Raw genomic sequence first — 14,624 nt, 5'->3', positions numbered from 1 at the left:
CATTATTGTATTCTTGGTATCGGGTGGAAGAAGTTATTATTAGTCCTTTTTGGAGGTAAATTGAATTTTATATCTTAAAATATTCAAATTAGAAAAATAGTATTCAAGAAACTCTTTCTACTCTTTTTTGTCCTAAAATAATTTTTGGAAAAAATAGACATGATCTGGAAAAACCCCAAATTTTTTGAGAAAAAATTGCTTTATTCTATACAACCATGGGGATGTTGAAATATTCGAAGGAAATGCATGTTGTTGCAATGTATTGTGGGAAATGTAAAAAACAGATTGAATTCCAGATACCCGAAGATGTATTTCAAGTGGAAAGGGATCATTATCCTTTTACTTTCCGATATATCCATGGGCTCCCCGTTCATTCCGTAACTCTTTTCATTGACAAACATGGAGATATTCGTGGGACCGAATTTGATGATGCGATAAAGCTCTCCCAAGATGTGATCACGAGTCTACTCGAACGACATTTTTCATCCGAACTCCTAAATGGTGACATCAATAAACAAACCCTTTCAAACACACATACGGAGAGCACATTTTCAAATAATTTTGTCCCGGATTATTCTCATGGGATATTAAAGAAAGCCAAAGAAAAATATGCTCACTTCCAATATCACGAAGCACTCACATTATTAGTTAACTATGATTCGGTGGAAAAATTAACCTTAGAAGGGCAATTGGCCTTCTTTCTTTTACAAATTGATCTTTTTTACTCCTTAAGCTGGTTCAAAGATGCCCTTAAAGCAGCGGAATGGGTGTATGAGAATAGTAAAACGATAGGAAACCGTTTAGTAATGTTAGATGCGTTACTTTCCATCGGCAAAGCCAGTCTAAGACTTGGCCTTCTTGAGAAAGCAAATGATTGTATAATACAATGTGATTCGCTTTTTCCCCAAATTCAAGATTTACCACAGCCTATAATAGAAAAACGCAAATTTGTACTTAATTACAATAAGGGACGATATTTTTGGCAAATCGGTGAATTAGAAAACGCCCTTGATCAAGCCAAATTGCAACTTGAAGGAAGTATTAATTATGGAAATGACCAAGATAGAGCTTTGGGAAATCATTGTGTTGGGCTCTACTACATGCAATTGGGGGATTTTGCTGAAAGTTTAAAATTTACGACTCAAGCATTGGAGATCGCTAAAACTCTAAATGATAAAATGTTGATGGCAAGGTCCTATAATAATATTGGAGAAATTCTTCGCTTTCAAGGAAAGCTGGATAATGCGCTAAGTCATTATGAAAAAGCGCTCGAAACCAATAAAGAGCTACTTGACAATCGAGAAATAGCAATAAATTTAGCCAATATTGGGAGCATTTATTTTGAAAAAAGTGACTATACCAATGCTGAAAAGTCCATCGTCGAAAGTCTGGATGTGCAATTAAAATTTAAAGATGATATCTTCCATGTCGAATTGCTATTTATTTTAGTGAAGATTTATTTAGCTCGAAACAATCTGCAATCCGCTCAATCTTGTCTTCAAAAGATACAGGCAATCTACGCAAATAATCAATTATTACGAATTAAAATTCGGTTCACCTTAGCGAAAGGATTAATTCTGAAAAAAAAGGGGTCGTTACGGAATATAATTGAAGCCAGAATACTGTTAACCTATCTATTAATTGAAAAATCCGCCGAGAATGAGTTAAAAATTCAAATTTTAGTGAATCTTTGTGATCTGTTGTTTAAAGAGTTGGAAATAACAAGCGATCTTGAAATTATTTCAGAAATTCAAAGTCAAGTGGATAAATTGCATAGTATCGCATTGGAAGAAAAATCATTTTCCTTATTATCTGAAATTTACTTTTTTCAAGCCAAACTCAAATTATTAGACTTTCAACTCGATGAATATGCGAATTATATGCTTGAAGCTCAAAAAATTGCGGCAGAACATAATCTGTCTCAATTATTAGATAAAATTTCCACCGAGTACGACAAATATCTAAAGGAAGCTGAAAAATGGGTTGAGCTTAAAAGCAAAAATGCACCAATCTCCGAGAGATTACAGTTAATCGCGTTAGAAAAGAATGTCAACAAATTATTAATGCGAGATGGATAAGGGATTACTCGATTTAGCGATTACTTAAATTTAGGGATTTCTCAAAGGAAGGTCCAAAAAGGAGCTAAATTCCTCGAGAAAGTGCGACCTTAGTGACTAAAATCGGGTGGAATGCAAATATTTGAGAAAAAAAATGGCAAACACTTCTCGGTTTTAGGGTTTTTTTAGGGTTTTTAGGAATGGGTGAGAATAAACTTCGTTTCGATTTTAGTTTTCACGGAATTGGCTAAGGGGCATCGTTGTTCGGCAATTTGAAGGATTTTGAAGGCCAATTTGTCACTTATCTCGGGGGAGATGCTTAATGTAACGGTCAGAGTGACTTGCGACATCATTTTCACGCCTTCCACTTCCTCCATGATCCCGGTGGCTTGAATATCCAAGGCTTCATAGGCAAAGTTGGAGTTTTTGGACACGACACTAAAGGTGGTAAAGAAACACCCGGCCAAAGCTCCCAAATACAAATCCTCTGGTGTATAATGCATTTCTCGGTTCTGGCTGTTTGCAGGACCATTGTAAGCGATCGGGAGTTGCACGGTGATGGGGAGGATTTCTTCCGAAACAGACATGGTATTCGTGCGATGGAAATTATTGGTACTTTTTTTATCGGCACCAGTTTGCTTAAAGGCGATTTTAAAGTTCATAGGATTCCTCTTAGGTTTACTTTGGGCAAGCCGAGTTAAAAAGGTTTTGACAATCTCGCCAAGATGCATTCATAATGAGGATTCTCAGAAGTGGAAAAAATAATATGCCAAGAAGTGATTTTCCGGTTTTAAAGATTTCTAAGGGTGAAGTATGGTAGTAGGATGGTATCGGTGGTAAAGAAGAAAAATGAAAAAAAATTATGTTCGTTTCTTTTTAACTAATACACCCAGTGAGCTCGAAATTATCCCAATCAACCCTACCCCGAGTACAATTTCCCATCCAACGTGTATTTCATTTTTTTGTTGATCGGATTCAACAGGTTCTAAATTGGATGATTGAGATAGGTTGGTAAAATTTCTTACCATCGAAATTATACTATCCGATGAAGGGATGCTCGCAGCATAATAGGGTGAATCCTCCTCATAATATTGATTGACAAACTCTGATCGGGCAATAACACCATAAGTTGCGAAGAAATTAAGTTTTTCGACACTGTATTGATAATCGCTGGAATAGTAAGTTGTCACTAATCGTTGTTGGTCGGCTAGATATATCCTATTCGATCTATGCAGGGAAGTCCAATATCCTTTATACATATATGAATTTCGGATCTTCCACTGAGATTCGTTTTTTTCAACAACTTCTACATTTCCCTCGAAATCATTCGTTATAAATTGACCTGATTCAAAATCATATGTACTTTGCCATAACGCACCATTTGAAGTAGCTGTATCTATTGTGATCGAAGTAACCGGCCAATTTGCTTTTGGAGAATCTTGATAGATATACATCGCGAGAAATGTAGATGGTAATGAACTATATCCTTGATATTTCTTACTTAAGTCGGGGGTGTCCATGACATCAAGCACTAACCAACAATTTGCAGTGCATACCGAAGATATTTTTAAATTATAATCAATTTCAATTGCATTTCTCCCTCGATGCATAGGTATTCCATACACAATTTCAATCATGTATTCAATAATGACATTATCATAATCTGGTTTAGATACTTCAAACCAAATATTATAACTCCCTATGGACAAATCTAATTCTGTTGGATCAAGATAAAACGTTGAAATTCCCGATTCAGATGTGATAACCACCATATCAAGATATTGATAATTGTTTAAATTATAACCCCATATATTGTATTCCACATCAGGTAGTGGTTGATCTCTTGAATTAAATGACAATAAAGCAAACTTTGCCTTACTTCCACTTTGCTCATAATGGCATTGGAAATTAATTTTCGCTGGTAATAGATCAAGAGTGTAATCCTTACTTTCGATTAATTCTCCATCCAATAATTTCAATTTTATATGATAGGTGAGTTTAAGGTCCTCTTCCTCAGCAAGAATCCATCCTACAAACACTGTTTCATATATGGATGAATAACTCTTATTCAAAATTATCTGGTTTTGTTCTGTATGAATTGTAATTTCTTCAACTCCCATCCTTAGAGGAACGCTAATGATAAATCTTACCAAATCACCATTTTTAGGTTGAATGGGGAAGATTGTAGTATGAAAAGAATTTTGAGATGAATCCGATAAGTATTTAATTTCTTCAGTAAGAGTAGATTGAACTGTGTCCGTGGGTGTAGTATCTGAGTATTCAGCAAATACATTCCATCCATCCCAACAAAAAATCTCATAACTCTCAGAACGCGTTTCTTGTTCATTGACAGAAAAAGCACCGAAAAATACACTTGAATTTGGATGGGTTTCTGTAAGAGGTAAAAGGAAACCATTCCGATCTAAAGTGGATCGAATTCGGACGTAAGCTGTATCAATTTCTGTTGAATTGTTGTTTGCATCGAGATCAATAATTGAAGTTAAAATTGACTCATTAAACGAATAGGTCATTTTATCAAAAGTAAGGCGTGCTATTGAAGTGGCATACCATTGGAAATTGTAGGTAATTGCTTGAATCTCCAATTCATTAGAAGATGGATCTATATATTGGATTGATATATTTGCACTATTCTCTATTTGTATGTCCAAGTTTTCGTTAAATGGACTATACCAGAGTATACCGACAAAAACACCCGTATCCAGTCCTGATTCATAAAGAGGGATTTCTTTTTCAACCAAATTTACTGAGGATGTTACATTCACTGTTATATAATCTATTTCCCTTCGATTTAGATTTTGATCTTGATCAAAAACCCGAATATTTGAAAATTCATTTCCATTAGTGGAATGGTCTAGCCATATTGAACCCGTTTCACGAGAAAGAATTGGAATCTTATAAAACACTCCTTGGTTATTATAAATTTTTGACAAATGGAGAGAAGAATTATCAACTACTCGGAGATAAAATTGGAATTCATTTCTAATTTCTCCTGTATTGAATTCTAAATCATAATGATTTGATTGGTTTAGCGATAAAATTGAGCTATTCCAGTTTTCTCCCATATATTGATAAAATATTTCTACTTGAGATATATTTGATATGTCAAATACATCAAATTGAATTGATATCTGTTGATTGGTATACATTGGTTCTGTTGGATAATTTAGGTTCAGAATTTCTGGTTTGATTTCATCGAGATAGCAGATTTGCACAGTATAGTTTTGACCTTCATTATTCAATTCTTGGTAATTTGAATTTACCGAAAGATCATATGCTCCAATGAAATATTTTATGGAGGTGAACTCCTGGAATTTACCAAGATTTGCTTGAAATCGATCATTGCCTAATGCTTGAAGTGTTTGTTCTTGCCAAACTCCTCCGTTAAGACTATACCTAATAAATGTATATCCAATAGAGTTCTCATCTCTAATTGTGACGGTCACCAGAATCTCATCTTTCTGTGTTGGTGAAATCGGTGATAATGTCAATTCAGTGATATTGGGGGGGATTATATCCGTTTCCTCAAAACTAATATGATAGATTGGATAATTTATAGAATTGTGATTAAGCGAATTATCTAAAATTTGAAACCAATACTCTACATCGACTCCGAACGAAAGAAAGTCTAGTATTGCTTGATAAGTAACTTCCCACTTGATTTCTCCTTCATTATAAGTCTTTTCAATCTCTTGACATATGAAGCTCTTCTCATCACCCCCATCTACTGAATAATGTAACTTGACGACTGCAATATCGTTTAAATCTGTGGCATTTCCTGTAAATCGAAGTATATTTTTATCTTGTACGGCTTCAAACATATTCCAGTTTGGGGAAGAAAAATCCCCGCTGGAATCCGCTTGAGGATAAATAATGTGATAAAATTGATTTGAGTTATTATTGATCACCGGCTCCATTGGTGCGGCAAGATCTCGGACCTCAAGGTAATATTTAACTTTAGAACCTGCTGTAAATGGGCCTAAGCTAGCTGAATAGTGTGTGAGATTTTTTCTTTCTGCGAGGATGGTTATCCAATTCTGATTATCTAGGGTATAATGAATCGATGCATTAAAAATCCCTGTGAAGGATTGAACTTCCAATGAGATATTGAATGAACTTCCAAGTTCTGCCAGAATAAATTCCGGGGAACTTAACATCACAGAGGTTTCAGCAAGTTGTGGTGTGATTTTTAATAAATACGAGCTTTCACTTTGATAAGTGCTTTGAAGTGCATTATCCTGTGTTGCTAGATTGGGAGAGTTTGTTTCGCCGACAAAATATGCGAAGTAATTCGGATCTAATACCATATCCGTTAGGATATCAGTCGAATTTCCTCCAAAATAACTTCCATAGAGGATGGTGGTTAGATTGAAATCCAATCTATAAAGGAAATTGTCAAATCTGCCTCCATGGGTACTTTGGAAGGCATTAGTCGTAAGCGTTAAATTGGTGGATGTTGTAATTCCCCCGACATATACGGAATTTTGGGGATCTAGTGAAAGTGAATATATTTGATCATTCTGATCGGATCCAATAAATGTTCCCGCGCAGATTTCTCCGGATGAATCATTTTTTAAAGTAAGAATAAATCCATCATATTTTCCCCCCATATTTTCAGAATACAACCCTCCAAATTCGTACTCCAACCTGGAAGAATTTGTGTAACCAGCCACGATTGGGTAATCATCTTTACTAATTACTATTGATTCAATATATTCGGATTCATTTCCAATAGTGAATCTTTGCATGATAAGCGATGTTCCATCATTGCTGATTTCCGTTATAAAACCTTCCCGATAGGGGCCAATCCTTCCTATAGTACAATCCATCATACCACATTCTGCATTTCCTACCACAAAAATATTCTTTTGGCTGTCTAACGCAATATCCATGGGACGAAAATCCCGTTCACCTCCCAAATAGGTTAGGAATTCATACGTGGTCCCATCAGGAGAAATTTTCGCCAAAATGCCTGAAGCATTTCCTGCTGGAAGTGTAAAGTCACTCGAAGTGCGATAAGCGCCATCGGTCGTTTGCATATCAGATGAGGTTGATGAACCAGTTACATAAATATTTCGGAGTTCATCTAAAATCACAGCGGTAATATTTTCATGTCCAGTGCTCGCCCCAATAAAGGTGGAAAAGCTAAGTTCTGTGCCATCTGGTTTCAGTTTCAACAAAAATCCTTCTAAACCCCAAGTCCAGTATTCTTGAACGGGAGTTTTCCCATCTTCGCCTTGTATTGGAAAATTGTGCCCCATTGTGGATCCCACCGCATAAATATTTTTCGATGAATCTAAGGCAATATCCTCAATGATAGTTTCATTTCCTGCCGAGACGGCATTGGTTGAAGAGCCTATTAATGTGGAAAAAATCATTTCCCGTCCATCTGGAGTTAATTTTGTGATAAATGCACACACTTCACTTAATCCCGTTTCTTGGAAAGAACCTGGTGTGCTGGGAAAATTATAAGACTGAGTTGAACCAGCAATATAAATAAATCCATCCGAATCTACTTGGAGGGTTTTAATTTTAGAATGAGCACCTGCTCCAAAATATGAACAGAAGGAATCAGAAAATGCTGTAGATCTATCCTCTACATCAAAATAATAGAACATTCCACTATTATCGACAGTTATCTGATGATTTAATGTATCATAGGCTTCAAAATAGTAATTTATGTGGTCGGATAATACAAAGGGCCCAATTATATAATCATATAAGGAATCAGATTTCTTTGTCATATTTTTTCTTTGCCATTGTCCACTATTAACTTGATAAATTATAGTCACATTTTGCATTTGCCCTTTATCTTCAATACTTGTAGTTATGGTTACAAGTTCATCTGGTGTAGGAAACCCTGGGACGATAGATTGATATTTGAAAACAGGAGGTTGAGTATCGACTGAAGTGAAGTTAAAATTTTCACTAGAATTTTTTACGACCGCACTGTTCATATTCATTGAATTGTCTTGTACCCAAAAATTATATTCTACAAAGCCTGTTTGATTTGATATGGAAGTTTGATAAATATTTCCACTTATATGATTCATATCTGCATTATTCCAAACATTTGATTTGTTTCGATATTGAACGACTGCAGAAAAACTATTTATATCAATAATTTCGGCTTGAATTAAAATCGAATCTTGATCATTTGGATATAGCGGTAAAACTTGGATATTCGAAACCTCTGGAGGGTTTTCATCATCAATTACATCGATGTAAAAATATTCTGTAGTAGAATTGATCGAATTATATGCAACTGAATTATCGAACGCTTCAATAAAATAATCAATATAAGTTTCCATTTCAAAATATCCAATGAATGCATTATATGTTGTTCCTGTATCAAAAATCATGGTGGAATTATGCCAAATGTAATCGGTTGATGCTCTGTAGTAGACTCGGGCTAAACTAATCCCAGAAATATCTTCTATATCGGCGACTATTTTTACATTGTCCAATGGGGTCGGATCTTGAGGATCATAATTCACATTGGTGATGATGGGAGGATCTTCATCGTCAGCAGCACTCCATGGCTGGGTTAGAGTTGATTGAAATTGAGGTAACTTGGAATTTTTCTGCATTCCGGGGAGAATTGAACCGAAGTATAAATAAAATGGTCCAGGATCTTTTATATTCATGAGTTGGAATCCAACTGACAAAGAATCCAATTGAATGAAGCCCAATTCATAAAGTTCTCCTTGCTCACTAAATGCATAGATTTCGGACAAAGACAAAAGAGGGTTTTGGTGGACTTCAGATGATTTCTCCCGTGTAACTTGAATCTGATTATCAATCACATGGGTACTTAATCCAGCGGAAGTTCGAATTACAACTTGTTTCAAGGCTGAAATTGAAGGAAGTTTAATCAATCCATTAATGTTGCCATGATCTCCTCCAAAAAATTCCGTTTCGATGTTAAATGAAGGGCTAGTATATTTTAAGGTTTCGTAGGAATGAAGTCGTGCAAAATCTGAATTTGCTGTCAAAATATTATGATAGCTTGATTTCTGATCAAAGGCTTGAATCTTCGGATCGGGGATCTCTAAAAATTGAACTGAAAAACTCGTGCTTGCTGTGCTCAAGGCATCGGGAGCGTAAACATAATGAAGCTGATTTCTTCCAAATCCGAGTTTACCCTTTTCATAATTGTGATAATATTCCACATAACTGTTGAAATCTCCTAATTGTCCTTCATTTTTTATAAATCCTGTGAATTGGTCTTTTCCTCTATAAATTTGTTCCAAAAGTGATGGTGCGGGAGATTGTGGTGTGTTTTGAATCAAATTTTCATCTTCTTGATTTCTGTTGGTAATAGATGATTGATTCACTAGCGGAGTGAGTTCATCCAGGAATGAGGAATAATTTGTTTGGTTTTCTTCGTCATCTAATGGTTTATAAGTCGTTAGGAAAGAAGTTGATATATATTGATTTAGTATCAACCCGAAAAGTAATCCAAATATGAGTTTCTTTCTTGTTTTTTGATATATGTTATTCATTATGATTTCCTCCTAAAAGAATGGTAGTACCACCCGGATGGTGTATTTCTTGGAATATAGGGTACTTCCAGGAACCCACCAATAATTTCCTATTAGTGCTTTTAATGTCAGACGAATTTTGAAATACGCGTTGGCGGTAATTCCCCAAGTAAAACCTTTTTTCTGACTTCCACCAATATACATTCCTAAATCAACACCTAGATGAACTAATTTCTTGAAAAATGTAATTGATGCCCCAACAGTAACCTCAAATAATCCGTACCACCCTAGATCCGATCGATATCCTCCAGAAATCCGAAATTCTACATATAAATCAATTTTTGGGAATCCATATCCATATTTGTCGAGGTATTTATCGGCTTTTTTTATACTCGATCCAATTTTTGACATGCCTGGAAGTTTCCCAATGAGTGCGACAATACTGATCTCCTTGCTCGCCTTTCCAAAAAAGCTCATAGATGCTTCTTTTAATTGGAAAGGATCAATAATTGCGGCAAATGTGCCCGATCCTCCAACTGATAGTTTAACAGAGTTCATGGCGGCACCAACACCAGGTGTTTTTTTTGGCTCGTATTCCACATCGAGATTCACTCGAAATTCGGAAGTGAATCGATTATACATTGCAGAAATTTCAAAGGTTAATGCGCCTAAATAGTCCACTTCTTCTGTAAATTCCACCCACCGAGAATCCCACTCATTCTCAAACCAGATTTCTATAAGTTTATACCAAACCGCTTTTATGACGGTGCCTAAAACATTTCCAACAAGTTCATTTTTATTCAACCCCAAAAAGGCATTAAACTTATCTAAATTTAAATCTAAAGGCGAACGTAATTTGATTTCCGATTCTCCTAGAGCTTCATAGTAAGCGATACGAAATCCTCGTTTTCCAAAAACATTTGCAAGCGCTCCATCTTTTGAACCTGTTTTCCATTTCATAGTCACGGTGTCCCCCGGAACCACCACATAGACTAACCGGGAATTGATACTATGCTCCCATGTGGTACTTAAATAATTGGTTTCAAGATTATCTCGAGTACTGGAAAGTTGCATTTGATAAAGGCTCTTCCAAGTATTGTCTCCCGCGAGATATTGATATCCTGCTGTTGCACTATCTGAATGTCGCCGTATTTTCCAGACTAGATCCCCATCTCCATCATAAAACTCCAAGTAATCTTTATCAAATCGGGAATCGAGTTGAAACCAGACCCTAACATACTCCGCATCCATAAAAATAGAAGGATCCAAACTTAGATATGTATCTGCATAATAACCATCATCAGTATCAATTTGATCGTCCCCGAGTTCCGAACTCCACGTATTAACATACTTCTCGGAACGATCAACATCCCCGAAATTATTCAGCTTCGAATATCCATGTCCTAAATATTCCTTGGAAATTGCAATTTGCCGGGCAACCGTATTGGTATTATCATCATTCAAGATGGTGACATAATAAACCATCACCGTTATTGAGGTTGAATTGGATTTTCCCCATTGATCTCGAACTGTGAAGGTCAATTCTGTCTCCCCTCCTTTAGTAAAATGACTTTTTTCCGATAAACTATCAATCAATCGAATGCCCGGACCTTCATAAATTACACCCAATCCTGAAGCGGACACCGAAATTTCTGCTTGTGAATCCGGGTGATTATCAATCCATTGGAGTTCAAATTTTAAAGGTTGGTTGAGTAAAATGGTATATTTACCGTCAATTTTTTCAATTTCTCCACCATTCTGATTTTTGAGGGTTATCCCAAGATCATAAGGTGTGATGTCAACTTTCACTTCGAACGAAAAGTTGCACGAGATAGAAACATATCCATCGGAAATCGTTGCATTTATATCGTAAAATCCGGGTTGCATTTGTTGGAGAATAATTCCATATTCTAACGCTCGATTTGGATTCAAAAGAGGATTTTCAAAACTAAATTCTTCTCGCGGGATCGATTTTGTCCCTAAATATGAGGTTGATTGGCTGGTCAAATCGGTAAGAATGTAGGAAATACTAAGAGTTTGAGGGTTTAGCAGATGATCAAAATGAAAGAGATGATCTGGATAAAGAATGCATGTTTCGGCATCATACATATACGCTAGTGAAGTTGCAGCATCCACATGACCGTTATAGAATGCGAGTCCAGTGATTTCAGGGGCGACATTTGGAGGAATGATTTCCACAAGAATACTGGTGTTAACACTTGTGACTCCATCAAATACTTCAAGGGTGATTTCGTGAACACCCCAATCCCCATAGTGATCTCCATCACGCATATCGAGTTCAAATTCTGGATCTAAATCGTTTCCACAGATTTCCGGACTAACCTCCAGAACTTCTGCATGGAGATCATAGCTTTCGTACCATGTTTCAATTCCCGAGCCATCAAAATGCCATGTATATTCCAAACTGTCTCCATTTAGATCCGATGATTGAGAGGCATTCAAGAGTAAAAGTTCATCGGTAGAAATCTGGGAAATTTCATCGGCATAATAGGTATTTATAAGACCAATTACAGGATTTGGAGGGGGATTATCCGCATCCAATAAAATGGGTAATTTATGATCATAGGGTGCTACTAAAGGGGCATTAGATGTATTGACGATTAAAAGAGAGGTACTCCAATTGGATACATGGCCATGAACATCTTCAACTGCAATATGGAAGGTATAGTTACTTGAAATCAATCCTTGGACGAGATAGGTGAAAGAGGTGGCTGTCGTATTTACATGTGATGCATTTACTTGGAAAATTTCTTCAAAACTTTGATTTCCGTACTCTTGGAAGACTTGAAAGTACCAATATTTGATATATTGTGGTTTGATTGATTCCCAATTGGGATAATATGGATTAAGATGGGGCAAGTCCCCTTGTAATACTATTTCAGATAAATCGTGACGACCATCGCCTGTATAGTCATAAAAACTTTCAGGAGTTGTTTGCAGTGTGATATTTTCCCAAAGGGGAATGTACTCAGACACATTTATCACTAGGGAAGGGAGTTGATATATTAAATCAAAAGTATCTTGGATCAAAATGGTCATGATATGGTGCCCAACACTCAAACCACAAAAATCTATTTCTTGAGAGGTTAAATAGGGATAAATCTGCTCCTCCCATGAGATTTGAATCGTATCTCCATAACCTTTTCCTGAAAATAATTTTCCATCCAAATCTGAAATAAGAGTGTAACGCAATTGATTTGCCTCGGTATCTGGATCGATTGGGAGTGAACTGTTGACCTGTTGTAAGTGAATGCTAAAGGGTTGGTATTGCAAGATGGAAATTGCTTCCTCAATGGAAGTGGAAGGTAACTGCGAATAAATCGTTTCAAATTCACTTCGATTTTCTGATTGTTCGAATTGACCCTCATATAGATCGAAAAATGCAGGGTTCGGTCGAAATTCTCCCGTTTCTAAAAAATTATCATTGATTTGATCATCGATAATCTCACCTTTCTGGGAAGTATACTCCGTACTATGGAGATCAATTCTTTCGGCGTCTTCGCCAAAAACACCTGAACAATATATATTTGAAGGTGCCCGATCAACGGTCATTCCAATGGGTTGAGTCCAATGGGAATAAATACCATTACTATCGACAGCCCGAACCCGGAACCACACTTTTCCCTCTTCATACTTGGTAAAATCAGTTGTCGAAGTGAAATTCTCAAACATTTTATAAGTTGTTTCGGTAGAAATGTTATAGAAAGTGGATTGTTCCTCGATATATTCTTGATCGTCCAAGTATAAAATATCGGTGCGAGATGTTTGTTGAATATCATATGTCTGAATGATTGTATTGGGGGTAGTTGGGATTGAGGCATCCCAATCAAGGATAAAATTTCCCTCCATTGTGAGATCATTATAAAATTCATGCAGATAGGGTACCGTAGGTTGGGTTGAATTTGATATCCACAGATTCACTGTTGAGCTTGAAGTATAGTTGGTGGTTTCATCCATAACTTGCATTCGAATGCTGTGAAATCCTATGGGTAATGAGTTTATCGTGATATCATAGTTATCACCAATGAGAATATTTTGGGTAACCTGCCCCTGGGGATCAATATAATCATCAATCCATTCTATTTGGGCACTTTTGGAAGGAATTAAATACTCTAATTGGATAGGGTCCAAATATTCAATGGAACCTACCACAGTGGATACATCTAAAAAGGGGAGTTGGGAGGTCACAACCTGTTCTAACTCGGTTTGATCGATAAAATGTGTGACTTGATTTACAATATCTACATTTGCTTCTACCAAATGATTGGTGACGGAAGAGTTCACCGTCGATCGTGTGATTCCATTAAATTGGATCGGTTCCCCCATAATATGATTCGAATAGTCCGCGGGATGACTAATCCATGAATCTAAAGAAATAAGAGGGTGAACAGTAAATTGAGCCAGTGCATAATTAATCGGTTCGCTTGCATTATCTATTAAATAATCATTAGGATTCAGAAGATCGTAATCCGTTTCAATCCCTATCACTTCCACAGAAATTTCATAGGTTCCTGGTTTGAGAGCTGATAGCGCAATATGAGCTGCCCCGGGACTTTCATATAGTTTAATCGGGGTTTCCCATTCGATGGACCGGAAATACCACGTGAAATTCAAGTCTGTTTGGAAATTAAAATTATCCGCACTTGTTGTCTCGACCTCTCCTTTAAGAATTTTATATACTGTCGCATTAAAAACAATCGGTTCTCCCTCATAGAAATCAGACTCCATACTCGGATTGGGAGATATTAAAACAGGAAAAATACCATCGGCTTCCCCAAAGCCAAAAAGATTGAGATTCATTCCAACAAATGTACTTATAGTGACTATCCCAATAAGCGAACTTGCTAATACAAATCGTTTTACTTTCGATGAGTTTTTTAAACTTGTTCCGATTTCTGCCATAACATCCGTTCAGATAAGTTAATATTTATAGTAATAGACCAAGAACAAACGGGGTTTTTTTTTGGGAAAATTTGTACTTAATTTTACACTTCCATCTCAAGAATTCCAAATCCATCCCACTTGGCTTAAAATTAGAATAGGA

4 protein-coding genes are annotated in these 14,624 nt (G+C 36.3%); 1 reads left to right on the top strand and 3 read right to left on the bottom strand.

Annotated features, from left to right (window positions below):
* Window positions 1-215 precede the first annotated feature (215 nt).
* Window positions 216-2,078, top strand: a complete 1,863-nt coding sequence (locus NEF87_RS02330) for a tetratricopeptide repeat protein (protein WP_457918459.1) — start codon at window positions 216-218, stop codon at window positions 2,076-2,078.
* A gap of 173 nt (window positions 2,079-2,251) precedes the next feature.
* On the opposite strand, the gene NEF87_RS02325 is transcribed toward NEF87_RS02330, so the two are convergent.
* The 3 genes from NEF87_RS02325 to NEF87_RS02315 form a co-directional block, all read right to left on the bottom strand.
* Window positions 2,252-2,719 (bottom strand): OsmC family protein, encoded by a 468-nt coding sequence (locus tag NEF87_RS02325; protein ID WP_457918458.1) that lies wholly within the window; start codon window positions 2,717-2,719, stop codon window positions 2,252-2,254.
* Window positions 2,720-2,917: 198 nt separating this feature from the next.
* Window positions 2,918-9,580, bottom strand: a complete 6,663-nt coding sequence (locus tag NEF87_RS02320) for an SBBP repeat-containing protein (RefSeq protein WP_457918457.1) — start codon at window positions 9,578-9,580, stop codon at window positions 2,918-2,920.
* Window positions 9,581-9,592: 12 nt separating this feature from the next.
* Complete coding sequence (locus NEF87_RS02315) at window positions 9,593-14,482, bottom strand: hypothetical protein (protein WP_457918456.1); 4,890 nt, start codon at window positions 14,480-14,482, stop codon at window positions 9,593-9,595.
* Between the last annotated feature and the right edge of the window lie 142 nt (window positions 14,483-14,624).

The sequence above is a fragment of the Candidatus Lokiarchaeum ossiferum genome (assembly GCA_025839675.1).
GTDB classification, from domain to species: domain Archaea; phylum Asgardarchaeota; class Lokiarchaeia; order Sigyniarchaeales; family Promethearchaeaceae; genus Lokiarchaeum; species Lokiarchaeum ossiferum.
Note: the sequence above shows the minus strand (reverse complement) of the source record. Positions and strands in the feature narration are given on the sequence as shown.

What these genes read in the sequence shown, in the direction of transcription:
- NEF87_RS02325 (WP_457918458.1), bottom strand. Translation starts at nt 2,719, where the DNA reads ATGAACTTTAAAATCGCCTTTAAGCAAACTGGTGCCGATAAAAAAAGT.
- NEF87_RS02330 (WP_457918459.1), top strand. Translation starts at nt 216, where the DNA reads ATGGGGATGTTGAAATATTCGAAGGAAATGCATGTTGTTGCAATGTAT.
- NEF87_RS02320 (WP_457918457.1), bottom strand. Translation starts at nt 9,580, where the DNA reads ATGAATAACATATATCAAAAAACAAGAAAGAAACTCATATTTGGATTA.
- NEF87_RS02315 (WP_457918456.1), bottom strand. Translation starts at nt 14,482, where the DNA reads ATGGCAGAAATCGGAACAAGTTTAAAAAACTCATCGAAAGTAAAACGA.